The organism is Flavobacterium sp. CSZ, from assembly GCF_015350725.1.
In the GTDB taxonomy this organism is placed as follows: Bacteria; Bacteroidota; Bacteroidia; order Flavobacteriales; family Flavobacteriaceae; genus Flavobacterium.
Genome location: NZ_JADKPQ010000010.1, coordinates 98,153 through 124,942, shown reverse-complemented (window position 1 = coordinate 124,942; position 26,790 = coordinate 98,153). Strand labels below are relative to the sequence as shown.

Below are 26,790 nucleotides of genomic sequence, written 5' to 3'. Positions count from 1 at the left end.
GGTTTTCGATCACATCCCTGCTATTTGGCCAATAGATTGTTTGTATTTGTTTTACTATATTTTGAAGTGATTTGCGAGTCCATTTTGAATCTTATGATATGAGTCCCTATTAACACATATAATTGATTATTGTGCGCAACAATTTTCTTTACTTTTCTATTATCAAGATCGTTTAGTGTAAAACTTAAAATATAAGTCTTATTCATTAGGTCATAAACATCTATAACACTCGTTCTCTTCCACATTCTGTCAGTCTCGTACCGGCCGGGAATAGCAGAATTAACAAACAGCAGATTTTTATATACCGTAACGTCTTTATTGACAAATAATGGAGGCTTAGAAAATTTTCTTTGATTATATTTTTGGTCTTTAATTATACTTAATTTTGCATGAGAGATTGTATCTATAGTAGTTCCTCTTCCTATAATCTTTAACTTTTTATCGCTAATTGTAAATTGATTTCTGTAAGCGTATAGATAAATTATGCTCTGTATGTCTTTACTGTATAAGAGATGCCCGTCAGTATCAAAAACACCATCAAATTGTTTCTGAAGTATCTGTGGATTTAATATGGTTTGAGTTTTATTTCCAATCTGAATTACACCAAGAATGTTATCTCCATTTTTTTTACTGTTTGTAGACACAGCAATGGTAACCGAATCAATTGGTATTACAGTTGTAAAATATTCACCGTTTTGATTAACCAATTCTGCTTTCCAGTTATCGGTTTTACCTCTAAAAATGCATGGTATGGTTCCATCTGCTGCAAAAAAATATGGGGGAATTACACAAACTTTGATGCCTCTAAAAGGAAGATTTTTTTTATTTATTTCAATCATATTTTTATGTATAGACTGAAATTGTTTGTCCAAAGTAGTAACTACTAAAGGGGCTGTCACATTCCCAAGATAAACATGTATACTATCTACACCTGCAATATAATACGAATTGAGTTTAAGATCCAATATAGCTTCCTGTTCCACTGGTGAATGGGGAAATCGTCTGGTCAGTTTATTGTGGTAGTGCATAATATTTTCTGAAAGGATGAATAATAATGCAACTATGCTTATTCCAATTATTGTTACTAATGAAAAAAGGCCTAATAACTTGCCGTTTAACATAAATTGAGAAGTGTTTTTTTTATTTTTATCATAGAGTAGAATGCCAGCAATAGCAAGACATACAAATAACGTGTTAAATATCATGTGTGATTTCCAATCGAGCTTTTCCAATACTCCTCCACAGGAACAGGGCACAAATGAGGTATATTTAAGAATAATAAAAATATAAGCAGTAAACATAACCATTAGACCATAAGCACAGAATAATCCCGCCAGCCTAAATCGTGGGATCAGAATCAGCAAGCATGTAAGATACTCCACGACAGGTACTAGTACCGAAATCCAATCTGCAAATGCACTCAGCAATGGAGACTGTCCCAGCTCAATTCTAAAATGCTCAAAATCCAATAATTTACTTGTTGCCGCATAAACAAACAACAGTACATATAGCAGACAGATGATTTCAATTATGACAATTCTTATTTGAGGTTTGATATTCATAACAGCTAATTAATTAGAGAACAGATGACTAAAAAAAACATAAACAAATTTAAAACGCTAATTTGAAAGAAAACACATCAAAAACACGCCAAAAAACATCAAAAACACGCCAATTTATATTTTCAAACAATTGCAATAAAAAATGCTTTACAGATTAAAAATCCATAAAGCATTTTCACTTTTCAAGTCTTTCTTTAATTTAAAACTTCGCATCTTCAATAAAGCTCAAAAGCTTTTGATTGAGTTCCACAAGCCCCGCCTTCTGAAGACATTCCTGCGAGATGTTTTTTAGTTCGGTAAGTTCGTCCTCTGCTATGCTTCCCATGAGGCTGCCTTCATCCTTTTCCATCAGCAGTCCTCGTTCGATAAAATGGGATAACAGTAGCACATTTTTGCGTGAAATTTTCAGATCAATCTTCACCGGCTCACTCATGCCAGGGATGCTCAATACAGTATCAAACACCTTGGCTGCATAATTCTTTGTACTCATAATTTCAGCGTTTTTAAATTAATAAATCACAGTCTAAAGTTAGCAATCGCACTTCAAAGCATCATAAGCAAAATTTACCTATGATGGGATGCATTGGATTTTCCTGCATAAATTCGTCTGAATATTTGAAAGAAGTCTGAGTTTTTTATTCAGGCTCTTAAAGATTGCTACGTTCCTGCAATCTGCAAGATGTCCGGTTGTATCACATCCGATATCTTGCCGCCTTTTTACTCGGAACTCGTTGGCGGTGAAATCAGAAGAAAAATAGTTTGTGAAATGAAAAAGATAAATGATGGAAGAAGAAAACAAAAACAGAACCAGATGGCTGCATCTGAGACTGACTAGCTCCGAATATGAAACACTGCAGAAGCAGTTTAAAAAATCAACCTGCAGAAAATTGAGTGATTATGCCAGAAAAAATCTGCTGCAGAAACCTGTGGTTTTGAAATATCGAAACGAATCACTCGATGAATTAATGCATGAACTCATAATACTCAGAAAAGATTTAAATGGCATTGGAAACAACTTCAATCAGGCAGTTAAAAAGCTTCACACACTTGTACAGATTTCAGAATTTAAACATTGGATTATGGTTTATGAAATAGAAAAAAAAGTACTCTTTAATTCCATAAACCAAGTAAAAAAACACATCGAAAATCTCAGTAAAAAATGGTTGCAGTCATAAATACAGGACGCTCCATTAGGGCTATTTTCAATTACAATGAGAACAAGGTTTCCGTTGGTGCCGCCCAGTGCATTGGAGAAGGAAATTATCCAATGGACGTAGAGGAAATGAATGTGAGCTTTAAATTAAACATGCTTTTAAAACAGCTTGAACTCAATGAAAATGTGACTCGAAACAGTGTGCATATATCGCTCAATTTTGACCCGTCAGAAAAAGAATTATCAAAGGAAAAACTCATGGAAATTGCAGGTAGTTATATGGATAAAATTGGTTTTGGGGATCAGCCTTATTTAGTTTATCAGCACCATGATGCCGGACATCCGCACATCCATATTGTCTCCATAAAAGTAAAAGCAGACGGCAGCAGAATTGACATGCAGAACATTGGAAAAAATCAGTCTGAAACAGCACGAAAACAAATCGAAACACAATTCAATTTGGTACGCGCAGAAAGTAAAAAAAAGACAACCGTAATGGATTTAAAACCATTAAACGTTCATAAAATCGAGTATGGTGTTTCAGATTCAAAAAAAGCGATCGCAGGTATTTTAAATGCCGTAATACCGCATTATAAATTTACAACTATTGGAGAATTAAATGCAGTATTGAACCTATATAATATTTCAGTACTGCAAGGAAAAGAGGATTCTAAAATGTTTATTCATAAAGGGCTGTTATACCAGATTATTGATGCAGACAAAAACCCAATTGGAGTTCCTATAAAAGCGAGCAGCTTTCATTTTATGCCTACTATGAAAACTCTTGAACAAAAATTTGAAGCCAATAAAAAATCCCGGGTTCCTGACATGAAAAGAATCAGAAACAGTATTGACATGGCATTTTTAAAAAACAGCAATATAGACCTTGACGGGCTGGAAAAAAAATTACTCAAGGAAGGGATCGCTGTAATTTACAGGCAAAGTTCTCAAGGTCTGGTCTATGGAATTACATATGTAGACCATACTACAAAATGCGTTTTTAATGGCAGTGCGTTGGGCGTTCAATATGCAGCGAAGGCAATTCTTGAAAGGTGCGGTAATGTATGGATAAAACCCGACGGAAATAATTATGAAAACAAATTACAGAAGGAAGAAGCAACTAAAAATCCTGCTTTTATTTCTGAGCGTGAATTACAAAAGATAATTGACAGCATTTTACAGCCTGAATATGCATCTGAATTTATTCCTGCCAGCTTAAAAGGCAGACGAAAAAAAAGAAAAAGAAAAGGACAGTCCGACAATTAATTAAACACTAAAGCCATGGCGATGCAGACAGGAGAAAATGATCAAGCACTTAGAAAAATTTTAGATATGACAAGGCTCATAAGCATAATGCTTTTGAGTATTCACTTCTATTATTTCGGTTATTCGATTTTTAAACATTGGGAATTGGTCAGCCCATTTAGCGATAAGATTTTACATAACATTTACAACACAGGGCTTTTCAGTAATTTTCATAAAACAAAAATTTTTGCCTTGGGTTTACTTCTCATTTCATTGCTCGGTGCTAAAGGACGAAAAGATGAAAAACTGCAATTTAAAACGGCATTATATTACATCCTGACAGGACTGATTTTATATTTTATCAGTTACCTGTTTTTGCTGACAGTTCTTAGTCCTGTTTTTAAAATTACAGGTTATATTATAGCTACTTCGATAGGATACCTGATGATACTTTCCGGAGGTACGCTGCTCTCAAGAATTATCAGTCGAAAATTAAATCATAAAGATATTTTCAACAAAGAAAATGAAACTTTCCCACAGGAAGAAAGGCTTATAGAAAACGAATACTCAGTTAACCTTCCTGCCCGATATCATTTAAAAGATAAAGTGCGAAACAGCTGGATTAATATTATCAATCCTTTTCGATCGCTTCTGGTTCCGGGAACACCAGGTTCGGGGAAATCTTATTTTGTAATTCGCCATGTAATCACCCAGCATATCAAAAAGGGGTTTAGCATGTTTGTGTATGATTTTAAATTCGCTGATCTGACGATCATTGCCTATAATACTTGGTTGAAATACAGGCATCTTTATGCTGTTGAACCCAAATTTTACATGATTAATTTCGATGATCTGAGCCGCACCCATAGGTGCAATCCTCTGTATCCTGAATCGATGACCGACATAACCGATGCAGCGGAATCAGCAAGAACTATTCTTTTGGGACTCAACCGGGAATGGATTAAAAAACAGGGTGACTTTTTTGTGGAATCCCCTATCAATTTTCTAACTGCTATTATATGGTATTTACGAAAATATAATGATGGGGAATTCTGTACCCTTCCGCACGTTATTGAACTCATGCAGCTGGATTACGACAGTCTCTTTACACTGCTGAGAACAGAAAAAGAGATTGAAGTGCTTATCAATCCATTTCTCAGCGCTTACCTTAAAGATGTTAGTGAGCAGCTTGAGGGTCAGGTTGCCTCTGCCAAAATTTCCATGGCAAGGCTCTCATCCCCGCAGCTCTACTATGTACTTTCAGGGAATGACTTTACTTTGGACATCAATAACCCGCTCGAACCTAAGATTGTATGCATGGGAAACAACCCTCAGAAAATACAAACTTACGGCGCTGTTTTATCACTTTATGTAAGCCGCTTAATTAAGCAGGTCAATCAAAAAGGAAAACTGAAAAGCAGTCTGATATTTGATGAATTTCCAACGATATACCTCAACAATATGGACAGCCTAATTGCTACGGCAAGAAGCAATAAAGTAGCGACCTGTTTAGGAATTCAGGACTTCAGTCAGCTTAGGAAGGACTATGGACGCGAACAGGCGGATGTGATCTTAAATATTACAGGAAATATTATCAGCGGTCAGGTCACCGGCGATACAGCCAAACAGCTTTCCGAACGATTTGGAAAAATTATGCAGGATCGTGAAAGCCTTTCAATTAATAGCGCAGATACCTCAATCAGCCGTTCCAAACAGTTGGAATCTGCCGTTCCTCCTTCCAAAATTTCTTCATTGAGTTCAGGTGAATTTGTGGGGATTGTAGCTGACAATCCTGATTGTAAAATTGAGCTCAAAACCTTTCATTCCGAGATTATAAACGATCATGATGCGCTTAAAAAAGAACAGGATAACTACAAGGACATTCCAATAATTAGAAAAATTGACAGTACTATGGTACAGCGAAATTATATGCAGATTAAACAGGATGTGCAGGATATTATGCATGCTGAAATAGAGCGTTTAATTAACAATCCTGCGCTGTCTCATTTAATTATAAAAAAAGATTCCTAAATTCCTTAATTAAGAAAAAACACATTAAAAAATAAACGCTTTACATTTTTTCTTTTAGGTTAATTTCTCCAGCATTTCAATTTTTACGGGTATTTAGCTCGTCAGAAAATATTGATTAAGTTTTTTTGTTATAAATTAGAACATATTAATACTGATTTAATGTTACGATCTATACTAATTTTGACTTGTATAAAAATGAGAAGATTATGGAAAGATCGGTTGTACATATCGATATGAATACGTTTTTCGTGTCCTGCGAAAGGCTCACAAATTCGGAATTAAGCGGCATACCGCTTATTATTGGAGGTGGAGACAGAGGGGTTGTAGCATCATGCTCTTACGAGGCACGCCGCTTCGGAGTCCGATCCGCAATGCCGATACAAATGGCGCTTCGTCTCTGCCCTCAGGCTAAAGTAATGAAAGGAGATATGGAATTATACTCCCGACTCTCACATGATATTACAGAGATTATTCAGGAAAAAGCTCCCGTGGTAGAAAAAGCCAGCATAGATGAATTTTATCTGGACATTACCGGTATGGATAAATTCCATGGAAGCTATAAGTGGACAAATGAACTGGCCCAGACCATTACAAAGGAAACAGGACTCCCCCTTACATTTGCCCTTTCAATTAATAAAACCGTTTCCAAAATCGGTACAGGGGAAGGCAAACAAAAGCAGAACCTTCAGATTCCCCCAGAAATGGTTCAGCAATTTTTAAATCCGCTGTCTGTCCAAAAAATACCAATGGTTGGGGATAAAACTTTTCAGCTCTTGTCAAGGATAGGGATCAGAACTATTGAAACTCTTTCTAAAATGCCCTGTGAGGTACTCCAGCAGATGATCGGAAAGAACGGAATTGAATTATGGAAAAAATCCAATGGTATTGATAATAATCCTGTAGAACCTTACACCGAGCGAAAATCCATATCCACAGAGCATACTTTCACTCAGGATACTATTGATATTGATAAACTAAAAAGAGTAATCCTTGGAATGGTGGAAAAACTGGCTTTTCAACTCCGGTCAGAACAGTGGCTGGCTTCAACGGTAACCATCAAAATACGCTACGCTAATTTTGATACAGAAACCAAACAATGTCGCGTTCAGTATACATCTGCCGATCATATTCTCACCAAAACCGTAACGGAACTCTTTGAAAAATTATACCAGCGCCGAATGCGGCTTCGGCTTATTGGTGTTCGGTTCAGCGGACTGGTTCGCGGTACTTACCAGATCGATCTTTTTCAGGATACCGAAGAAATGCTGGCACTCTATCAGGCTATGGACAAAATGAAAAGCCGTTATGGCTTTGATGCGGTAATGAGATGCGCCGGAGCTTCATTCAAGCCCAATACTAAAAATGAAATTTTAAAACGTAAACCCTAGTTATGTACCTAAACTGCCATTCCTTTCATTCCCTGCGATATGGCACCATTCCCCTTGAGGAATTAATCCAGCATGCAGTAAACTGCGGAGTGACTTCCATGGCACTTACAGATATTAATACCGTAACTGGAATTTACGATTTTATAAAAGGCTGTAACATTACAGGTATTAAGCCTGTTATAGGAATGGAGTTCCGCAGTGAAAATCAGCTGCGCTACATCGGGCTGGCAAAAAATGCAGATGGGCTGGCTGAAATGAACCGCTTTTTAACCCACCATAATTTTGACAATACCACTCTGCCGCTCTCTGCTCCGGAGTTTGACCATGTTTTTATCATCTATCCCTTGGAAAATGTGCCCTCCACTTTAAAAGAAAATGAATATATCGGCATTCGTCCTGAACAGCTGCAAAAGCTCATTTTGTCCGAATGGAAAAACAGGCAGGAAAAAATGGTTATCCTCCAGCCTGTAACCTTTAGAAACAAAAAGGAATACGAACTGCACAAGATTCTTCGGGCCATTGACCTTAATGTTATTTTATCTAAACTTGCCCCTTCGGATTTCTGCAGGGATTCAGAAGTAATGGTTGATGTTCAAAGAATTTTATCCTGCTATGGGCAGTATCCCGGAATTATTGCAAACACCGGAAAAATTATTGCGCAGTGCAATTTTGAATTTGACTTTAAGACTCCCAAAAACAAGAAATTTTATACCAATAACCGAAAAGATGATATGACCTTGCTGACTACTCTGGCCAAAAAAGGTCTGGAGTGGCGCTACGGAGAGAATAATGCAGAAGCAAAATCCCGCATGTTCAAAGAACTCAAAGTAATTGATCAGCTAGAGTTCAGCGGTTACTTTTTAATTACGTGGGATATTATACGCTTCAGTAATTCCCAAGGATTTCTTCACATCGGACGTGGCAGCGGTGCCAACAGCATCATTGCCTATTGCTTGGGTATTACAGATATCTGTCCATTGGAACTTGACCTATATTTTGAACGTTTTTTAAACCTCAACCGTAAAAGCCCTCCCGATTTTGACATTGACTGGAGCTGGAAAGAACGTGATACGATTTTAGAGTATATTTTTTCACGTTATGGATATGAACACGTCGCTTTCTGCGGTACCAATGTTGAATTTAAATACAAATCTATATTTCGTGAAGTAGGCAAAGTTTTTGGACTTCCAAAAGAAGAACTCGATGCATTGGCTAAAAATCCAATGGAACTTCACGCCACAAATAAGGTAGTAAGACAGATTCAGCAGTATGGTATGCTTTTAGAGAAGTATCCCAACCAAAGAAATATGCATTCCTGCGGCATACTGATTTCTGAAGAGCCTATCACAAATTATACACCTCTGGAAATGCCTCCTAAAGGTTTTCCAATTGTACTTTTTGATATGCATGTTGCAGAAGACATTGGACTGGAGAAATTTGACATCCTGAGCCAGCGCGGTATCGGTCACATTGATGACAGCGTAAAGCTCATTGAAAAAAACCGGGGTATCAGGCTTAACATCCGTGATACTGCTATTTCAAAAAACGAGACCAGGTGCAATGAGTTCTTAGCATTGGGTAAAACAATAGGCTGCTTTTATATTGAAAGCCCGGCTATGCGCGGACTACTTCGTCGTCTAAACTGTGATAATTACAAAACACTCGTTGCAGCCTCCTCTATCATACGTCCAGGTGTGGCACAGTCCGGCATGATGAAAGAGTATATTTTCCGCCATAACCATCCTGATAAATTCGAATACTTCCACCCGGTTTTCGAGCAGCAGTTGGGCGAAACTTATGGTATTATGGTATATCAGGAGGACGTCATAAAAATTGCGCTTCATTATGGAGGCCTTCCTGCCGCTGATGGAGATATCCTTCGCCGTGCAATGTCAGGAAAAGGACGTTCAAAATCGGCGCTGCAGAAAGTAAAAGATAATTTCTTTGCCTGCTGTGGTGAAAAAGGCCATCCGCTCAGGCTTAGTGAAGAAATATACCGCCAGATAGAATCTTTTGCGGGCTATTCTTTCTGCAAGGCACATTCGGCTTCTTATGCCGTGGAGAGTTATCAGAGTCTCTATTTGAAAGTGTATTATCCCGTTGAATTTATGGTAGCAGTCATAAACAATCAGGGTGGTTTTTACAGAACCGAAGTATACGTTCATGAAGCAAAAATGTCAGGCGCTTCTGTGCATAATCCATGCGTGAATAAAAGCGAGTTCGAAACAACGTTATATGGAACAGACGTGTATTTGGGTTTTATGCACCTGCAGAGTCTGGAATCCAAAACAGCTTTTATGATACAGACCGAGCGTGAAAAAAATGGAAATTACAAATCCCTGGAAGATTTTATCAACCGTATTCCAATTGGCATTGAAGGCATTCAGATCCTGATCTTTATAGGGGCTTTCCGCTTTACTGGAAAGACAAAGAATCAGCTGCTGGTAATCGCAAGATTGATTCTGATCAACTTCAAGCCTGAAAACAGAAATCTTATGCTCATTCAGGAGCCTGTCAAAGAATATGAACTTCCAAAACTGGAACGCTCGGAATTTGAAGATGCATTTGATGAAATTGAATTATTGAGTTTTCCTGTCTCATGCTCTCCCTTTGACCTTCTGAAAACTAAATTCAGAGGTGATGTCTTGGCTAAAGATTTATTAAAATATCACAAAAAAACAGTCCGTATGCTCGCTTATCTGATATCCAGAAAACATGTCCCGACTAAAATGGGAGCCATGTATTTTGGGACTTGGATAGATGCTTATGGCGAGTTCTTTGATACGGCGCATTTTACCGACAGCCTGGCAAAATATCCATTTCAGGGAGGAGGATGTTATCTGCTGTTGGGAAACGTGGAAGTAGATTATCACTTTCCAACGATAACCATCCTTAAGATGGAAAAAATGCCTTTCATCCCCGATCCGCGTTACTCCAATGCAAGTGATAATCAGTATAAAGCACACCAGCAGATTCGTGAAGATGTGAGTATGACCCATCGGGCACCATATCCGCAGGAACATGAAATTAATCTGCCTAGAAACAAAATGATTTTATAAATAATAAAGTCTTTTGAAAATCATAAAGAGAAAATTTTATCTGCAGTATAGTGACATAAAAAAGTCCCATTACATGTGTAATGGGACTTATAAAGTAAGAGGCATATATAATTGAATATTTAAACTTTTTTGTTAAGTATTCTCATGTAGTCGGGTTATATATCTACATAACGAAGAAATAATTACGATAGTATATCTCTTTTTTATTTAGTTTTCCGGGTTTTCCATCCTGCTGATGATCTTGCTGACTTCCGCTTCTGTGTTTTTAAGTTTGGTCTGGCAGAACTCAATAAGCTCTGAAGCCCTTTTCACTTTGGAAGCCAGGGTATCAACCGAGATCGTTTCATTTTCTATTTCTTTCGAAATAGCTGTTAGCTCAGAAAGGGCAGCCTCATAGGTCATTTTCTCTTCCATCGTATTGTATTTTTTCTTTAACGGTGCTTTTTAGTTTAGCGTCTTTCAGGATCACCTCTATCTCCTGCCCAGCCTGAATATTTTCTGCACTGCTGATTATTTTTTCATTGAACTTTACAATTGCATAGCCTTTACGAAGGATATTCTGCGGGGACATCATCTGAATACTTTTAAGGTGATGCTCCAAAGTAACTTTCTCCCGGCGAAGATAATCATTAGTAGTGTTCTTTATGGAATTTTTGATATGCGTCAAATCATTTTTTTTCTGCTGCAGCAGCATTTTTGGGCTCTGAACTACCTTATGGGCAGTCAGGATTAGCTTCTTTTGATGTCCATACAAAACCAATCTTGAACTACTGATAATCTGCTGGTTGGTTTTTGCCAGTTCTTCGCGATGTATCTGTAAAAGTTCCCTCGCATTATGGGAAACAGCGTTTTTAAGCTCGCTGAGTTCTTTGTAATGAACATGAAAAAGCTGCTGGGATTTTATGACAATATTTTGCTGCAGTGATAGGATTTCCTGCTCAAAACTGCGGTTATGGGCAATAATAAACTCAGCTGCCTTGGTTGGTGTTTTGGTGTGGGTATGGGCCATCAGATCCGTTATACTGACATTTTTCTGGTGTCCAATCCCTGTTATAATTGGAATTGGGAATTTAGCCACAGCCCTTCCGATATTATAATTATCAAAGATTAAAAAATCGGACTGCGAACCGCCGCCCCTGTTAACGACAACAGCGTCGTATGGGATTCCGGTATTGTAAATCTCGATAAGTTTATTCATAAAAAGTTTTGCATTATTATCTCCCTGCACAACAGTATAATAATCATCGATCTGAAAAACGTAGCCAAAATCATTATGCTGCATCGTATGGCGGAAATCTTCATTTCCTGCCGAGCTGCTCGACGATATGACAGCCACCTTTTGAATTACAGCTGGAAGTTTGAGCCTCCTGTTAAATGTGGAATAACCATCTCCCTCTTTTTGGATAAAATCATTTTCCTTCACCAGACGCTCAAGGGTGGCATTTCGCTGCTGCTCAAGTATTCCCAGCATAAAATTGCTGTCGATATCCAGAACGCTCACAGACAATCCGTATAAGGGATGATAATCCACACTCACCTGCACCAGTACATGTAGGTTGTTGGTAAAGGCCTGTCCTGTATTTTTTTCAAATTCTTCAATTCGCTGTGCTCCCCCACCCCATGATTTACCGAGCATCTTGGCAGTTACCGCATTGCCGTTTTGGGCTTTCTCCACCAGTTCGAAATAATGGCTTTTTTTATCTGCCTTATACGAATGATTGGTGATATCGGCCAGTACCCAGAAACGCTGCGAGGCAAAACGAGCACTGATCGTATCATGAATCATGTCATTAAGCGCTGAGAGTCTGATATAGGGATGCGGTTCCATTGATTGGGATTTCTTGTGTTTAGCTAAGGTACTACTATTAGCCGAAAATCTCAAAAAGGCTCAAAAAGTATAATCTGATTTTCATTCAAAACGGGTTAAAAGGGCAGCTAAAGTAGTGCCCGCCGTCACCTGCATGCGCATAACGGCTCTCGCCGCCCTTCGGGACTTATAGCACTCCGGCTTCCTTATCCGGACACTTTACTTGTGCTTTCTTTTTTCCCGTTTTTTCTTTTGAAAAAATTCATTTGGAAACATTGGGAAAGAAAACGAAAAAAAAGTATCCACTAAAAAATCAAGTACCATGGAAATCACAGGAAGAATTGTAAAAGATGCCTCAGTTTTTAAACTAAAAGAAAACCGTGAGGTGGTAAACTTTACCATAGCAGTCAATGACAGCTATAAACCTAAAGACAGCACAGAGCTTAAAAAAATTGTCACCTATATCGACTGTTCCTATTGGCTGTCTTCCAAAACAGCACAGTGGCTCAAAAAAGGCGCACTGGTGGAACTTTTCGGTCGCATTGGTCTGAATGTCTATATCGGGAACGATTCTGAGGCGCACGGCTCTCTGACCTTTCACACAAGCCACATTAAAATCCTTGCATTTGCTAAAAGTGAGCAGGAAACATCGCAGATAAGTGTAGGCACTAAAGCTAAAGCCAATGCCGAAAAAGAACCTGACGACCTGCCTTTCTAAGATCCCGATAAACAATGTATAAGCCTAAAGAAATAAGTTATGAAAGCCTTAGAAAAATCAATATACAAAGAGTACGAAGTATGCCAAGCATTCAATAAAATAATCCTTTCCGATTTAGGATCGTATGACGGAACTAAAAAAGAACAGCTCAAATCCTTTTTAGAGGATTTGCAGAATGGCGGATGCATGAGCGGTATGATATCCGAATTTATATACCATGCGGACTGCAAAAAATTCTACATCGAACATCTTGATGATTTGGAAAACATCAGGGAAGACCTCGAAGATTCTCTTGGCGAACCTGTTAAAAACCGCCACCGCCTGCCTCACTACACTTTTATGTGCTGGCTCTGCTTTGAAGAATACTGCTTTGAAATCTATAGAAGCCATTTTGTATAACATTTTTCAATCTTAAAATCTTCCCTTATGAAAGCTACAGAACAATTTAAATCCGTAATGGAAAAATATCTGAATGATACTGCGCAAAGCGATACTGTCTTTGCGCAGAATTTCAGTAAAAGCTCCAAGAACCTTGAAAGCTGTTTTAATTACATTTTTGGCGAGGTTAAAAAAACAGGATTATGCGCCTTTGACAATCAGGAAATTTTTGATATGGCTGTCAAATATTACACAGATGACAGTATCGGAATCCCCGCTCCTGTAATATGTAAAGCGGTAGTAAGTCAGCCTACAACCGCTGATTTATTTACCTCTGCTCCTATCGTTTCTGAAACTCATGCTCAGAAAACTGAAATGGCGGTAAAAACTTCTAAACCTTCTGCACAGCAAACCTTAACACTTTTTGACCTATGATACCGAAAACCATTATAGAAAAAGAGATTACTAAACTTAGCACTACCCTGAAACCCATATCAGCTGAGATGCACGCTTGGGCGGAAAAAAGTATTTTCCTTAAATGGGGCGTGCTGTCTCGTGGAAAATTTCATTGCCTTGAATGCACACATTCTTGGAAACCTGAATCACAGAGTAAATCCTGCGAGAAATATATAAAATGTACTGCCTGTCAGGGAAGGCTCAAAATGCAGGGATGCAATCAGGTGCATTTCAAGGAAATTGAATACTCTGCCGTTTTGGATACTTGTGCAGGGTTTCAGGTAGTACGTATTATCTGTTCGCATAAGAATATGAAAAAGAATACTATTCCAACTTACTCGCACAATGAAGTAATGCAGCATTGGATAAATGCTAAAGGCGAAGTACGTACCATGTCAATTAGTACTAATGTTTTTTCAAATGTCTATGATGCATGGCAGTATTATTCTGTTCTTGAAATCCGACCTAAGGATTTTCAGAACTCCCCGAAATACCGTATTAATCCTTATAAGGTTTATCCAAATATGAAAGTGCTTCCTGTCTTAAAAAGAAACGGGTTTAAAACTTCCGTTTACGATATCGCTCCCCAGATACTTTTTACCTCTCTTTTAAAAGACTCTATGGCGGAAACACTTTTGAAATCTTCACAGACTTCCCTACTTTCTTACTATCTTATGTCTCATGAACAGCATATCAGGGAAAATTGGCTGGCAGTTAAAACATGCTTGAAATACAGCTATAAAATTGAAGATTTTAAAATATGGGAAGATTACATAGCCCTGCTAAGATGGTTTAAGAAAGACCTGAACTGTGTCTCTTTCGTATGCCCTGAAAATTTAAATGAAGCGCATGACAAACTAGTTGTCAAAAAAAGGGAATTGCAGAGAAAAAAATATCTTTTAAAAATGCGTGCTGAAATAGAGCAGGCACAGGTTTTGTACAAACAGGAAAAAAAACAGTTTTTCGGGCTTTGTTTTAAAGAAGAAGATATTACTATTACATTACTTGAAAATGTGACTGAATTTATGGAAGAGGGAGATACTTTAAAACACTGTGTTTTTACCAATGAATATTTCAAAAAGAAAGATTCCCTGCTCTTCTCTGCACGAATAGATAATAGCCCCATCGAAACCATCGAGGTGTCGCTTTCTAAAATGGAAATAGCGCAGTGCCGTGGTATGAAAAATAGTAATTCAAAACATCATAAAGTCATTCTTAATTTGATGAAAAGAAATCTCTATCAAATTCGCTCCCGAATGAAAAAGGAAAAATTGGAAAAATCATAAAAGCGGAAAAACCGAAATTTATTCGGTTTTTCCGCTTTCCATTTTTTTAGACACTTTTATCTTCCCAGCAATTTTAAATATAACTTCCCTCTAAGATTTCAGAAGGCTTTTTTTATTAAATAATCTGGCTTCCATTTCGTGAGTTATAAAATTTTTGCCACCTGCCTATGTTGTAATCATTTCCTTTTTTTGTTTGAATTTTATAATAAGCATTGATACTAGTATGAAGATCATAAATCAGAAAAGGGACATTATATAAAATAGCAGTCAGCAAATTATTAAAATCATCATCCGAAATTTTAAAATTGTTACATAAGTGTACCATGTATTCCTTTATCAGAATAAAACGTTTATGCTCAGGATATTGCTCCAGTTTGTCTAAATACTGTTGAATTTCGGATAATTCCATTCTGGAAATGCCAAGTTCATTACCTCTGTCTTGAAGATAATCCCCAAGATGTAGTTTTAAAAGTGCTCCAGCATCGGATATTTTCAATTCTAATTGGCCTCCCTCTAATTTGGGAACATTCAGTTCACTGTTGTTTAGGGTAACTTCAAAAGGTGCAAATGCAAGCAGTCCCCAATTTAATAAGTCGGAATCCGATTCTACAGTATAAAGCGACCTGTCATCTTTAAGGAACAAATCCAATTCACTGACAAGACATTTATCAAGGACCAGACTGCATTTTAAAAAATCATTGTATTTTAATTTTCTTTCATTTACCGCTTTAAATAAATACCCAAGTATTCCAGCTTTATCATAATCATCACATTTATCAATTAAATAAAGTAACTTTTCACCTACCTTAATTCGATATTCTTTTGATGAATCGATTTCTTCAATAATCTTAAGTCGTTCTTCGGGTGTGGCAGTTTCAGAATAAATTAAAAATTTAATAATTTTTTTTAAAAATAACTGCTCTTTTACATTTATTCCGGTTTTTAGAAGTCCAATCAGTGAATTCAAAAAAGGAATATCTTTTACCATCCCTTCTTGCAAAAAACTGTCTATAACTGCTTCAATATTTTCTTTTGCTACATCATGAAAATTATTATCCTTGATTGCGCTTACAAAACTGTCGGCTAATTTTTTCATTAGTTTTTCTACAGATTTTGTTCCTTATTTACAAAATAGCTCGTGTTTACTACAATACGGATACTTGGGTCGTACAACACGTAATCTTCAAATTCAACTAAACTCATTTGCTCCAGTTTTGATGATTTTAATCCATTTGGAACAACTTGGGACTCACTTAAATTGATTCCTACAATTTTTTTATGCATCTTCAAGTAAGATACTGTCGTACCTGAAATGGAATCAAATTCAATAAAATCAGGATGTAAAGTAGTCTTGATCTGCGAATCAATTGAAACATATAGGTCTCCTTTTGTCATAATATTTAGATTTAGTTATTAAAGTAAAGCCGTTTAAAAGTAGTAAAAAATAAAAAAGACAGCACTTCTGCTGTCTTTTTCTATATGTGGAAAACTATTAATGGCAAGTTAGAGGGTCAGTCACGTTTTCTGAGTTTTTATACTGACTCGCCGCAGTTTTATAGTTTATTGTTTCCATGTTATTTATTTTTTTAGTTAAGTTATTATTTTCCGTAAAGTATTCTACCTTACTCTCTGCTGTTGAACTCTTTCTATCTAAATAAATTTTATTCCCGTATGAAACGGTTAATAGTAAATACGCTATAAAAGCAATTAAATTGCTGTAAAAGTGTGAATGACCTTCCTTATCAACTTCCAGGACTAGTTTAGGGTCTCTGTTTGTAGCAAAGGTACTACCTTATTGCCAATAAAGCAATGTTTAAACCGCTTTTCTGTTTCATAAAAGTAAGATCTTTGGTAAAAAACTCTGCTTTGAGGCCAAAAAATGCGCACTAATCATCCATGCCATTTCCTCATGCTTACACCGTTACCACTACGGGGGTGTCCACAGTTATCTGATTGGCAATTTCTGTATATATATCTGCTGTATTCTCAGGAGTCTCAATTGACACTATCAAAGAATAACGTAGTGAGGAATCATATTTTTCATGCTTTTTTAATTCTTTCCACCAGCCTGATGCAAGAGGAAAAACCGCTAATTTATTACAAGCAGCGATCTCAGCTGCAGATCCTCTCCAATAATTACTATGTATTGACCCTTTAAAAACAGTATCAGCTCCAAGTGCCCATCTATGTGTACCTGTAGTTTTATCATAATCCCCAGAATCTAATTTTTCTACTCCTAAAAAATCTTTTAAATCGTCCTGTTCTATTTTATTGGTTCTCAATTTGAAGTTACCAAAATCTTCTCCCGGGTTTATTAAAGAAAATTTCAAAGCAGTTGACTGATAAGCATATTTGGTTGTATATCCTCTATCCCCTGGATTAGGCTCAATAAAATAGGATAAAGTAACCCTTAAAGTAACATCTGCAGTTCCCAAATCTTCCAGAATCTCCTTTGGCCATGGAAATTCATAGTAATGAATCTGATTTGTTTTTACAGTTCCGTCTAATTTATAAGGCTGGATAGTCTGCTCCGAGATAAAAGTCAGATAATTTGATTTACATTCAATAGCTTTCGTAAGATTAGGAACACCGTAACCAACAATTTTAAGAAGTTTTAAAACATCGCCGACCCTATTGACATCAATATTAAACTGAACAATCATTTCCTGTGTCCAGGATGAAGAATGAATCATCAAAGCTCTTAAAGTTTCTTGCCAGGCCTCAGGATATGCATCTCTAATCTTAGCCAAAAAATTAGCAGCAAAAGCGGTTGCTGAACTTGTCGCGTTCATGGTTGTAAAATAATTTCTGTATGAGTTGTGTGCGACCGTCAAAACCTCTAAATTATCATGCCCTTCAACATCCCCATTTTGAAGACGAATTAAATTTCCTCCTTCAAAAACTACTTCTGGTTTGATCGGCCAATTTGAATCCCATGACGACGATGTTGTACTGTGAGGTGACAATTGAAATTTTTGAGCTACTGTATTTACATTCTCCAGTACCTTTTCTGTATAAGCGCCAATACTTATTGCATTCCAAGACTGCGCAGGACTCTCCACCGAAAGGTCTAAATTACTGGTTGGATAATTCTTCCAGTTATATTCCTCCCTGACATTGCCGGCACTGACAACAAATAGTTTTTTATCATCCGGGTCATCTCCAAATATGATACTGTCTAAAACTGAGGAATAGGTCGAAGGTTTTCCAAAATCTACCTGAAAACCAGTTGTAACGGCCATGCAAAATATTCTCCTATGTTCAGGGTTATTTAAAATAATCCTACTAACGGCATCGAGAGTTATTGATGGTAATTTATTATTTTCATTTGGATAAGCGGGATGCAAAATTTTTATGGATTCTAATTGATGATGAATAGATATTGGGAGCCTATTCTCGAGGATTGAATTTAAATTTCCGTAAACAGCCACTCCTGCCATATTTGTCCCGTGCCCCAAACTGTCATTAATACCCCAGTTGGGATCAGCAGTAAGTCGATCTACATCTTCTAAAACCGGTTCAATAAGTCTGGGGCCATTATTTACCCCTGTATCGAGTATAGTAACAAAATTATTGGTTTTCGTGAAATTTACCAGTCCTAAAGCGTCCTCTATCCACCCATTGTTTTCAGTATTGCTTCCTGCAATCCAAAAACTGTTTAGTTCTTCGGTTTTACGAATTTCAGCTATAAGACCAACAGAGGCTATAAGCTCATTGAGCTGGGCGTAATTTGCCTTTACAACCATGATTGAGCGTTGTGGGAAACTTAAAATCCCATCGAGTATCTCAATGCCAAAAAAAGCACAGATTTCCTTTAATTTCCGAATTACATAATCTAAATCGACATTTTCAGAAACAAGCCATAACTCACACCACAATGCTGTGTGTTTTGGAATGCTCTCCATTGAGCTGCTCCACAGATTCTCCACAGAAGTTCTGCTTATCAATTCTATTTTCTCAACCAGAGCTTGATTTGCAGGTTTTCCATTAGTATCGTGGCTTATATAATTTTCAACCTTTTGTACCAGCTTTTCTTTCTGGTCCTCTGGAATATAAAGAGTTGCCGTTTGCTGTTTTGTTTCTTTATCAACGCTTAAATTTAACAAGACTGCCCCGCTGGAATCTAAGGCATCAATCTTCAGACTATCCTTTTCAGCACTCTTAAAAGTTACATATTCGCCATCTTTTACAGGCAGGCCTTTCTCGTTTCTTAAGCTTACATCTTCAGCATGTAAATGCCATATTTCACTTAAAGACCGAAGCAGCGCCTCACCATGGGTAGCTCTTTCCCTTGGAGGCAAAGCTTTATCGCCTCCCCTGCTGCCAGGCGGCGTTGTGTAGTTTTCTGAGGAATGTACATTTTTTACAAATAGATGGGGTTTTGAATTTTCACTCATAAATTATTAAAAATTATAACTGATTTTTCTATCCTTCATCATTTGAACTAATAATTTTTGTGTTACTAAATTTTTATCGGTAAGTATAATTTCTTTCAGTGCGTCATTACAGGCATTTGTAATCTCTGCATGAGATAATCCGTTTGCCGCGTCAACAGAAGATTTGAGAGCAAAGTCACCAAGGAATTTATTAAGCTTAAGTTTAATTAATTCCTCAATTTCAGCCTTAGTTGGTAAAGTGTAAGTTATGATATCATCAAAACGCCTAAAGAGCGCAGAATCAAGTATTTTTATATTATTAGTAGCGCCAAAAATGATGCTTTCCGATGAGTCTTGTTCAATAAACTGCAGAAATGAATTTAATACTCGACGCATTTCTCCCACCTCATTATCTCTTCCTCTCTCTGCCCCAATTGCATCAAATTCATCAAATAAGTAAACCCCTCTGTTGGATATCATCATATCAAAAATCTGCCTCAGTTTTGAAGCAGTCTCACCCATATATTTTGTCATTAACTTATCCATCATAACAACGTATAAGGGTAATTTTAATTCAGCCGATATAGCAGAGGCCGTAGCCGTTTTTCCAGTACCTGGAAGTCCGGACAATAAAACTTTTCTTCGATTGTGAAGACCATGTTTTAAAATTTTATCACGCTGTTTATATTCTCGTATTATCCGGTTTAATTTATTTGAAATATCAGTAGAAAGAATGAGTTCGTTTAACCTATTTTCAGGGTAATAAACAAGAACTAAATCACTTAAATCAGGATTTATCCTGATTACTTTAAAACCATCAGTTTTTGATCTGTCAACTAACTCTTTTATCTCTTTTGCAATAGACATGTGACCTTGCCTAGCTTCATGCGCAGCTACCTGAAGTGCAATAGAAGTGAACCTCTCATTATCATTTTTATAATGAGACTGCAATAATGATTTTAATTGTTCCGCTGTTGCCATATCGCAAAAGTAATGAAAAAAGGTTGTAAATATATCTTAATTAATTTTGTAAGTTTATTTCTAAATTATTTATTTACTTTGAGTTATGTTAAAGTATAGAAAATAACTTAACAATCATACTAATAATTTTATCTGCTATGAAAAAAATTGATCCACAGAATAAAACTTGTATATATCTCGATCAATTTGTTGTCAGCAATCTCATTGACCAAACTAATGATACATGGAAAGAAATTAGAAACATGCTTGAATTTAATTTTTCTATAAATCTCCTTTACTGCCCTTTATCACATCAGCATATACTTGAAACTGCAAAAAAAGAAATTAATAATGCTGTTATTCATGATGAGTATTTTAGAAAACTGTCAGACAACTATATATTTAAAAATGAAATATTTTTAACTTCACAATTAATATCTTCCTTAATAAGAGGGAACAGACATACCATTAATACTTATCTTGAAACCGGTCCTTTCAAAAACTTAAATGAGTGCTATTCACAGATTAATGATGTTAATAAAGTTTTTAATGAAAGTATTAATTATCACATTCTATCTCAAAATGCAATTAGAAAAATTACTGACGGGAAAGCTGAAAAGAAAATCGAAAATAAATTTATAGAAGTAATAAAAAATCTTGAAATTGAAAATTTTATCGAAAGACTGGATTTTTGCATTACGGAAAAACAGATTTATATAAGACCCGATAATTATGGAATTCATGAATTTCCGAATTGGATTGATCAGTTATTATTTCAATTGGCTCATCGGCATTCTTTTAAGGAAATTCATTTCAAACAGTTTTTAAATGAACTTAAAATAAATGGCTTTAACAGAATACCAACATTGAATATACGATTTTCATTAGGAGCATATCTGACTGTTAAACATAAACAGGAAAATGTAAGTGATCATATAGACATCATGAGAATAACCAATGGCTTATTCTCATCTGATATTTTTTTTACTGATAAAAAGCGGAAATTTGAAATTATAGATTTAGGATTAGATAAGTTATATAATACAAAGATTTATTGTGGCGTAGAAAAAGATCTTTTAGATTTTAATTGTTATCTGCAAGATCTTAAATAATTTTTACTATTCCGCTATTTTTATTGACCCAATATGTATTTATAAAAAAACAACCTTAAATATTTTAAAGCATATGGCATTTATAAAACAATTACCTATCAATTCTTTAATAGATAATCCAATAGAATATAATTGGACTTTTGATGTTGAAAAACTGGACCTTGCTTTTCAATTATCTTACGACCCTCTGGCAGATACACTGGAAACGGATGCCCGACGACGTTTTATAGAAGCAGATAGATTATATTTTTTAAAGTCAAATAAACATATTGACATAAATGAAGGTTCAACAGCAGAGGGTAATGCCCGACGAAGCTGCAGCAGACAAATGCAGCTCTGGATGGGCTGGAGTGTTATGAAACTGCCGGGTTATGCCAAAGCAAACCTGCCGGGCTGTTCTCATCATAATTATGGTGTTGCAGCTGACTTACGTTATGTTACAGATGAAATGAAGGAGATACTTCTTTCACAAGGCTGGTCAGATATATATCACGGTGAGGAATGGCACTTTACATGTATTGAAAGCAATGCTTTTAAAAAAATAGAAGCAAAAATTAATGAACTTCGCAACGGCATATCTCAGCAATGGGCTCAGGACATGACTGTAGCTTATGAGCTCAATAAGAAAAAAAACAGTTTTTATACAGAATTGAAAGTCCGTCAAAAAAAATTTGAGGGTGAAGCTTTGGAATTTAACAGACAGGTAAAAATCTATAATGATGCAAAATTACAGTTTCAAACAGAGACACTGCCACAAGCACAGAGACGTGATGAAATATTAATTAGACTCTCACAACACGACCAAAGAATTGCACAATTAGAAAAACTTTATGTAGAGTTTCGCAATGTCGCTGATGAGATTATTGAAAGGCTTAGTGATCAAATTGATGAGATAAGAAGACTTATGGCACTACCAGTTGAGCAGATTCATCAGGTAATAAGTTCGAAAGTTCCTGCAGACTTAAGAGCCCGCTATGACAGTATAAGTGCTTTATATTTTGCAACAGCACAGCAAATTAAAAATGAAACTGATTATATCACTTCACTAATTAATTCTCTGAACAGTCAAACAGGAGGTTTCGAAAATAAGGCAGTTGTTCTTTTACAGCAGTACGAATTTTTGAAAAACTTAAGAACTACATTAGATAATGAGAAGCAATCCGTAGAACGTGGATTTGTTGATGTACAATTGATGAGCAATGAATCATTTTTAAGAATGAATAGAGCAGCACAGCTATTTGAAAAAATCGAAGCAGAAGTTAAGACAGTTTCAATATAGGAAAAACTCTAATTTTTCTTAGAATCAAGGTATTAAATCTGATACTAAATTGAGAAAATAAGAAAAGATTTTATAGCATATAAAAAATAAATCCTATAAGCAGTCTACGTTATAATTAGGTCAAACCACAAAATGTTTTTCATAATCAGCTTAAGAAACAGTATAGTACAAGTAAAAAAATTATTTTGAAATTATATGAAAACGGCAATTCCAATCAGCAAAAAACTTTTTGACATCTATCTTCTTTTTACTAGAGAACCTTTTGTACAATACTTTACAAAAGAATTAGAATTCTACACTAACGGAAATGGTGGTTTATTAGGTTTGATTAGTTTAGACATTACCGATAACGATTATTATGCTTGTATTTTATCAAGAGACAAATCTAAACAATATAGAGCTGAACTGGTTACTGCCAGTATCGAAACTATAGAAGAAGCTAGAAATTGGATTGATGAAAAAATGAGTAGTAACTCCATAGTTTTTCACGATAATAAACATGAATATTTTGATGTTTTCAAAGACTTAAACAATGATCATAAGCAGCATCCAAATTACAAATTATTAAACTCAAGTATTGCTTTTTCTTCTGCGAAAGAAACGATAAAAGAAATCTCATATCATTATAAAGATATTGACGGGAATTTTATAGATCAATTTCAGTCAGTAAATGGCTTTGATTCCAGAGTTTGGGAACTATTTTTATTCTGCTTTTTTAGAGAGCAATTTTTTTCTTTTAAGAGGAATTATGATGCTCCCGACTATATGATTGAAAAATTCAATCAAGAGATTGCTGTAGAAGCTGTAATTGTAAGTAGAAAAACCGACATGGGAGACAGTTTAAAAAGTCCAGAGGAAATTGAAAAAAAATTGAACAATGAAGTTCCATTGCTTTTTGGTAATGCATTATTTGATAAAATGAAAAAGAAATATTGGGAAAAGGAACATGTTATGGGAAAACCATTTTTAGTAGCAATAGCAGATTTCCACGATACTATGTCAATGTCATGGACATTTAGTGCTTTATCTGATTACTTATATGGTTATAAATACGATTACTCATTTGACAAAAAAGGAAAGCTTATTGTAAAACCCGTCAAGATTGGAAGCTTTATAAAACAAAACGGAACTGAAATTCCAAGTGGTTTTTTCTTTTTTCCTGAGTCTGAAAATATTAGTGCTGTAATTTTTTCTTCTTGTGGAACACTTTCAAAATTTAATAGAATGGGAAAACAAGCAAAACTTGGCAACACAATTCCCACTTTGATGAGGACGGTAAATTTTTACAATCACACTCCAAATGCAGATAAAGCAAGTATTGCAACTTATATAGTTGATGAAACTAGCGAAGAAACTTGGTCGGAAGGAGCTATTGTGTTTCATAATCCGAATGCCAACATTCCTTTAAATCCAGAACTATTTGATGATAAAGTTGCACAGTGCTTCTTTGATAATAATTTAATAAAAAGTTTAATGCCTAAATATTTCCCTTACGGCTCTATAACGATAAATCTAATACCAAAGGATGAAAAAAATAAAGGACAAAAATAAAATACTAATATAAGCATTTAAAAAATGATATCAACCAGTCATGTTTTTTAGATAGCTTTGATAAAAACACTAGCAAAAAAGTCAAGAATGATTGAAAAATTTCTCTCGACGAGTTATAGGCAATTAAAAAGTAACATCTGCAAATTATGGAGAATTTTCGACTAGATAAGCAACACTTAAGTTTAAAAGCACTTTACAATGAAATAGAAATCTCTCACAACAACAAACTTATTCATAAAGTTAGAGGAATATCGATAATTCCAATTCATGTGACTATTGAACCTCTTAAAATCAAAGATAATTTAGTTTGCAAATCACTCGATGTTGAAAGAGAATTGTTTACTGGAATTTATTATACAAATATTATTGACTACACACTTGGAGAAATAACTTTTGCAGCAAATTTTCTAACTGATGATTGGGTCGCAGACATCTGGAATTTATTAGTTGAGGAAAAAGAAAATTTTTTATCAATTACTCTTACCGACGAAACTATCAAAGAACATTTATTAAAAGAAAATTCAGAATTATTTCAAGCAATAGATGAAGTTGATTTTTTCTGCGAAAGGTATAATTTGAAAATTGAAAATTTTGTAGTAGCCGCCAAATTTGAACAAATTGAAGTAGATTTAGAAGGAATCTCAGCGAGATTATCTTCCGAGATTATTTTCTTTCGAAAAAAAATATTTACTGAATTATTAATTCAAAGACTGGATGCTAAAATATTTGAATATGAAGAAGTGAAAAAAAATTTACTTCCTAAGTCAAAAAAAGAAATCTTTCAAAAATGGAGGACAAAACAATTGCGAGAAATCGAACTTGTGCAAAAATATATTAGGTCACCATTTACTTTCGATGATTTGGAACAATTCACCAACTTTCGATCTGTAAATGAATTTGCCATTAGCAATTACAATCAGCAAGACTTAGTTTCGGAAACATTTTATTGGATTGGGCATTTCCCAAAAGCCAAGACACGGTTTGAAATTGCAATAAAGCATTATCAAAATAAAGAAAATTACAGAGATAGTATTGATAACCTAAGACTCGCTTTAGAATTGTTATTGAAAGATCTTTTCAAAAATTCTAAAAGTTTAGATAATCAAATTCCAGAAATTGGAAAATATCAAAAGGATCTTGGTATCAGTAAAGAAATTAGAAATACTTTTCAAAAAACATTGGAGTACTATAATGATTATCAAAATGAACATGTCAAACACGATGACAGTGTTGCAAATGAACATGAGGTAGAATTTATGTTTGGTTTAACGATGCTTCTAATTAGAATGCTTGTTAAGCCAAATCCCATGTTCAATATACAATAACTGCATATAACTGCCACAAATCGTAAGTGCATTTTTAAGTAAAATAAGCTTTTAATTTACTAATTTTGTTTTAGTTAGCAGAAAACACACTGCTCATTTTTCTGCACCGCGCAGTCAAAGGTCTAATGTCAGCAACAAGTTTAACTGACTGTATGTGTATAAATAATAATCCATAAATTCATATGTTAACATATAATGAACTCATAGAACTAAGAGACAAGCTAAAGAGTGGTGAAATAGGACTGGAACTCGCAAAAGCGCTGTATTGGCAAGATTCAAAAGAAGGACAACGATCTTGGTACACAAAAGACTGGAAAGAAAGAAGGTCTAAATTTATTAAAGACGAATGTGAAATTTGCAATAGCAAAGAAACATTAACGATACAACATCATTCTCACCCAAGAAAATACGCCGAATATCTAAGAGAACTAACAAGGGAATATGCTAAAGACTATATAGATACTAATCCTATAATTGATAAATCAGCATTAAGTAATCACATACTAAAAAATTACGATTATGTGCCCGTCCCTCTGTGCCCAAGTTGTAAGAATAAAAATCCCAGCGAAAGGGTGAGAAAAGCGCCAAAATATCGTTGTGCAGATTGTAAGCACGAATTTGATAAAGCAATTTATAGATCGTCAAATGAACTCATTTCTATTTTTTATGAAAATGAAGAAGCATATGAAGTTCGAGACAAGTGTTTTGTGTCTAAGGATAAATGGAGAAATATGCATAATCTATCACATGTTAGGTATTGGCTTCAAAGAGAAAGGGCAAAGAATAAAGATGCTGGCACAATTGATAAAGAGGCATTTTTGCTTCATGTAAATGACTGTATTAAATATCTTTCTTTTGAAGATGCAATAACTGCTTGTAAAAAATGTGCATATAATTATGATATAAAAAAAATGGACTTATGCCCTAAATGTAAACAACATTACAAAGGACTTCAGTATCCAACCTGTATTGAATGTTTACCAGAGGAAAAACGAAAAGCAGCATTAGAAAGTATTGAATTTGGAAAACAATGGACGGAAATGCATAGAAGACTTGGAATCGACTAAAACCCTCTGAAAACCTGCTACTATACAAGAATATCAA

22 protein-coding genes are annotated in these 26,790 nt (G+C 35.4%); 14 read left to right on the top strand and 8 right to left on the bottom strand.

The genetic code is table 11. From position 1 onward, the window contains the following. Nucleotides 1-20 precede the first annotated feature (20 nt). Together IRZ78_RS13265 and IRZ78_RS13260 are read right to left on the bottom strand one after the other, a co-directional pair. On the bottom strand, nucleotides 21-1,562 hold the full coding sequence (locus IRZ78_RS13265; RefSeq protein WP_194617005.1) for a MauE/DoxX family redox-associated membrane protein: 1,542 nt from the start codon (nucleotides 1,560-1,562) through the stop codon (nucleotides 21-23). A 199-nt stretch (nucleotides 1,563-1,761) separates the two neighbouring features. Next, nucleotides 1,762-2,052 carry a hypothetical protein gene (locus IRZ78_RS13260; protein ID WP_194617004.1) on the bottom strand — a complete coding sequence of 97 codons (291 nt, stop codon included), beginning with the start codon at nucleotides 2,050-2,052 and terminating at the stop codon, nucleotides 1,762-1,764. Nucleotides 2,053-2,341: 289 nt separating this feature from the next. Here IRZ78_RS13260 and IRZ78_RS13255 point away from each other — a divergent pair, with 289 nt between their 5' ends. The 5 genes from IRZ78_RS13255 to dnaE all read left to right on the top strand — a co-directional run bounded on the left by IRZ78_RS13255 (nucleotide 2,342) and on the right by dnaE (nucleotide 10,438). Further along, nucleotides 2,342-2,737, top strand: coding sequence for a plasmid mobilization relaxosome protein MobC (locus tag IRZ78_RS13255; RefSeq protein WP_347349829.1), 396 nt, complete (start codon nucleotides 2,342-2,344; stop codon nucleotides 2,735-2,737). Then, nucleotides 2,722-3,981 (top strand): relaxase/mobilization nuclease domain-containing protein, encoded by a 1,260-nt coding sequence (locus tag IRZ78_RS13250; RefSeq protein ID WP_194617003.1) that lies wholly within the window; start codon nucleotides 2,722-2,724, stop codon nucleotides 3,979-3,981. Before IRZ78_RS13255 ends, IRZ78_RS13250 begins: the two co-directional genes overlap by 16 nt. A gap of 21 nt (nucleotides 3,982-4,002) precedes the next feature. Next, nucleotides 4,003-5,991, top strand: a complete 1,989-nt coding sequence (gene mobC, locus IRZ78_RS13245; RefSeq protein WP_194617077.1) for a conjugal transfer protein MobC — start codon at nucleotides 4,003-4,005, stop codon at nucleotides 5,989-5,991. 206 nt (nucleotides 5,992-6,197) lie between these two features. After that, a complete protein-coding gene (gene dinB / locus IRZ78_RS13240) occupies nucleotides 6,198-7,379 on the top strand; it encodes a DNA polymerase IV (protein ID WP_194617002.1) in 1,182 nt (393 codons plus the stop codon). A gap of 2 nt (nucleotides 7,380-7,381) precedes the next feature. Then, nucleotides 7,382-10,438, top strand: a complete 3,057-nt coding sequence (gene dnaE / locus IRZ78_RS13235; RefSeq protein WP_194617001.1) for a DNA polymerase III subunit alpha — start codon at nucleotides 7,382-7,384, stop codon at nucleotides 10,436-10,438. A 207-nt stretch (nucleotides 10,439-10,645) separates the two neighbouring features. On the opposite strand, the gene xseB is transcribed toward dnaE, so the two are convergent. Beyond that, nucleotides 10,646-10,852: an exodeoxyribonuclease VII small subunit gene (gene xseB / locus IRZ78_RS13230; protein ID WP_194617000.1), complete on the bottom strand. Its 207-nt coding sequence runs from the start codon at nucleotides 10,850-10,852 to the stop codon at nucleotides 10,646-10,648. Beyond that, entirely contained in the window at nucleotides 10,830-12,266 is a 1,437-nt protein-coding gene (xseA, locus tag IRZ78_RS13225) for an exodeoxyribonuclease VII large subunit (protein ID WP_194616999.1), read from the bottom strand. The genes xseB and xseA overlap by 23 nt, the downstream gene beginning before the upstream one ends. Nucleotides 12,267-12,567: 301 nt before the next feature. On the opposite strand from xseA, the gene IRZ78_RS13220 reads away from it, so the two are divergent. From IRZ78_RS13220 to IRZ78_RS13205, 4 genes are read left to right on the top strand one after another with little or no spacing between them, the layout of a single operon-like run. Further along, entirely contained in the window at nucleotides 12,568-12,963 is a 396-nt protein-coding gene (locus IRZ78_RS13220) for a single-stranded DNA-binding protein (protein ID WP_194616998.1), read from the top strand. A 39-nt stretch (nucleotides 12,964-13,002) separates the two neighbouring features. Beyond that, a complete protein-coding gene (locus IRZ78_RS13215) occupies nucleotides 13,003-13,362 on the top strand; it encodes a hypothetical protein (protein WP_194616997.1) in 360 nt (119 codons plus the stop codon). Between the two features lie 27 nt (nucleotides 13,363-13,389). Continuing rightward, nucleotides 13,390-13,776, top strand: a complete 387-nt coding sequence (locus tag IRZ78_RS13210) for a Cas9 inhibitor AcrIIA9 family protein (RefSeq protein ID WP_194616996.1) — start codon at nucleotides 13,390-13,392, stop codon at nucleotides 13,774-13,776. Next, nucleotides 13,773-15,083 carry a PcfJ domain-containing protein gene (locus tag IRZ78_RS13205; protein ID WP_194616995.1) on the top strand — a complete coding sequence of 437 codons (1,311 nt, stop codon included), beginning with the start codon at nucleotides 13,773-13,775 and terminating at the stop codon, nucleotides 15,081-15,083. The genes IRZ78_RS13210 and IRZ78_RS13205 overlap by 4 nt, the downstream gene beginning before the upstream one ends. A 115-nt stretch (nucleotides 15,084-15,198) precedes the next feature. Here the strand turns inward: IRZ78_RS13205 and IRZ78_RS13200 are convergent, their stop codons facing one another. The 4 genes from IRZ78_RS13200 to IRZ78_RS13185 all read right to left on the bottom strand — a co-directional run bounded on the left by IRZ78_RS13200 (nucleotide 15,199) and on the right by IRZ78_RS13185 (nucleotide 20,440). Next, nucleotides 15,199-16,179 (bottom strand): hypothetical protein, encoded by a 981-nt coding sequence (locus IRZ78_RS13200; protein ID WP_194616994.1) that lies wholly within the window; start codon nucleotides 16,177-16,179, stop codon nucleotides 15,199-15,201. An 8-nt stretch (nucleotides 16,180-16,187) separates the two neighbouring features. After that, nucleotides 16,188-16,478, bottom strand: coding sequence for a hypothetical protein (locus IRZ78_RS13195; protein ID WP_194616993.1), 291 nt, complete (start codon nucleotides 16,476-16,478; stop codon nucleotides 16,188-16,190). 518 nt (nucleotides 16,479-16,996) lie between these two features. Then, nucleotides 16,997-19,480, bottom strand: coding sequence for a S8 family peptidase (locus tag IRZ78_RS13190; RefSeq protein WP_194616992.1), 2,484 nt, complete (start codon nucleotides 19,478-19,480; stop codon nucleotides 16,997-16,999). Nucleotides 19,481-19,486: 6 nt separating this feature from the next. Further along, entirely contained in the window at nucleotides 19,487-20,440 is a 954-nt protein-coding gene (locus tag IRZ78_RS13185; protein ID WP_194616991.1) for an ATP-binding protein, read from the bottom strand. A gap of 137 nt (nucleotides 20,441-20,577) precedes the next feature. Here IRZ78_RS13185 and IRZ78_RS13180 point away from each other — a divergent pair, with 137 nt between their 5' ends. From IRZ78_RS13180 to IRZ78_RS13160, 5 genes are all read left to right on the top strand, one after another. Continuing rightward, nucleotides 20,578-21,531 carry a hypothetical protein gene (locus IRZ78_RS13180; protein ID WP_194616990.1) on the top strand — a complete coding sequence of 318 codons (954 nt, stop codon included), beginning with the start codon at nucleotides 20,578-20,580 and terminating at the stop codon, nucleotides 21,529-21,531. A gap of 73 nt (nucleotides 21,532-21,604) precedes the next feature. Beyond that, nucleotides 21,605-22,810, top strand: a complete 1,206-nt coding sequence (locus IRZ78_RS13175) for a hypothetical protein (RefSeq protein ID WP_194616989.1) — start codon at nucleotides 21,605-21,607, stop codon at nucleotides 22,808-22,810. A gap of 195 nt (nucleotides 22,811-23,005) precedes the next feature. Continuing rightward, nucleotides 23,006-24,361: a glycosaminoglycan attachment site gene (locus IRZ78_RS13170; RefSeq protein ID WP_194616988.1), complete on the top strand. Its 1,356-nt coding sequence runs from the start codon at nucleotides 23,006-23,008 to the stop codon at nucleotides 24,359-24,361. Between the two features lie 146 nt (nucleotides 24,362-24,507). Beyond that, entirely contained in the window at nucleotides 24,508-25,686 is a 1,179-nt protein-coding gene (locus IRZ78_RS13165; RefSeq protein WP_194616987.1) for a hypothetical protein, read from the top strand. A gap of 182 nt (nucleotides 25,687-25,868) precedes the next feature. Continuing rightward, the gene (locus IRZ78_RS13160; RefSeq protein WP_194616986.1) at nucleotides 25,869-26,753 is read left to right on the top strand and encodes a hypothetical protein; all 885 of its coding nucleotides are present in this window, start codon (nucleotides 25,869-25,871) and stop codon (nucleotides 26,751-26,753) included. Nucleotides 26,754-26,790 lie beyond the last annotated feature (37 nt).

Excerpts from the sequence above, each read along its gene's own strand:
- IRZ78_RS13170 (WP_194616988.1), top strand. The coding sequence starts at position 23,006 with ATGAAAACGGCAATTCCAATCAGCAAAAAACTTTTTGACATCTATCTT.
- IRZ78_RS13220 (WP_194616998.1), top strand. The coding sequence starts at position 12,568 with ATGGAAATCACAGGAAGAATTGTAAAAGATGCCTCAGTTTTTAAACTA.
- xseB (WP_194617000.1), bottom strand. The coding sequence starts at position 10,852 with ATGGAAGAGAAAATGACCTATGAGGCTGCCCTTTCTGAGCTAACAGCT.
- IRZ78_RS13190 (WP_194616992.1), bottom strand. The coding sequence starts at position 19,480 with ATGAGTGAAAATTCAAAACCCCATCTATTTGTAAAAAATGTACATTCC.
- IRZ78_RS13215 (WP_194616997.1), top strand. The coding sequence starts at position 13,003 with ATGAAAGCCTTAGAAAAATCAATATACAAAGAGTACGAAGTATGCCAA.
- IRZ78_RS13265 (WP_194617005.1), bottom strand. The coding sequence starts at position 1,562 with ATGAATATCAAACCTCAAATAAGAATTGTCATAATTGAAATCATCTGT.
- IRZ78_RS13165 (WP_194616987.1), top strand. The coding sequence starts at position 24,508 with ATGGAGAATTTTCGACTAGATAAGCAACACTTAAGTTTAAAAGCACTT.
- mobC (WP_194617077.1), top strand. The coding sequence starts at position 4,003 with ATGCAGACAGGAGAAAATGATCAAGCACTTAGAAAAATTTTAGATATG.
- xseA (WP_194616999.1), bottom strand. The coding sequence starts at position 12,266 with ATGGAACCGCATCCCTATATCAGACTCTCAGCGCTTAATGACATGATT.
- IRZ78_RS13195 (WP_194616993.1), bottom strand. The coding sequence starts at position 16,478 with ATGACAAAAGGAGACCTATATGTTTCAATTGATTCGCAGATCAAGACT.
- IRZ78_RS13260 (WP_194617004.1), bottom strand. The coding sequence starts at position 2,052 with ATGAGTACAAAGAATTATGCAGCCAAGGTGTTTGATACTGTATTGAGC.
- IRZ78_RS13250 (WP_194617003.1), top strand. The coding sequence starts at position 2,722 with ATGGTTGCAGTCATAAATACAGGACGCTCCATTAGGGCTATTTTCAAT.
- dnaE (WP_194617001.1), top strand. The coding sequence starts at position 7,382 with ATGTACCTAAACTGCCATTCCTTTCATTCCCTGCGATATGGCACCATT.
- IRZ78_RS13185 (WP_194616991.1), bottom strand. The coding sequence starts at position 20,440 with ATGGCAACAGCGGAACAATTAAAATCATTATTGCAGTCTCATTATAAA.
- IRZ78_RS13175 (WP_194616989.1), top strand. The coding sequence starts at position 21,605 with ATGGCATTTATAAAACAATTACCTATCAATTCTTTAATAGATAATCCA.
- IRZ78_RS13200 (WP_194616994.1), bottom strand. The coding sequence starts at position 16,179 with ATGAAAAAATTAGCCGACAGTTTTGTAAGCGCAATCAAGGATAATAAT.
- dinB (WP_194617002.1), top strand. The coding sequence starts at position 6,198 with ATGGAAAGATCGGTTGTACATATCGATATGAATACGTTTTTCGTGTCC.
- IRZ78_RS13210 (WP_194616996.1), top strand. The coding sequence starts at position 13,390 with ATGAAAGCTACAGAACAATTTAAATCCGTAATGGAAAAATATCTGAAT.
- IRZ78_RS13255 (WP_347349829.1), top strand. The coding sequence starts at position 2,342 with ATGATGGAAGAAGAAAACAAAAACAGAACCAGATGGCTGCATCTGAGA.
- IRZ78_RS13160 (WP_194616986.1), top strand. The coding sequence starts at position 25,869 with ATGTTAACATATAATGAACTCATAGAACTAAGAGACAAGCTAAAGAGT.
- IRZ78_RS13205 (WP_194616995.1), top strand. The coding sequence starts at position 13,773 with ATGATACCGAAAACCATTATAGAAAAAGAGATTACTAAACTTAGCACT.
- IRZ78_RS13180 (WP_194616990.1), top strand. The coding sequence starts at position 20,578 with ATGAAAAAAATTGATCCACAGAATAAAACTTGTATATATCTCGATCAA.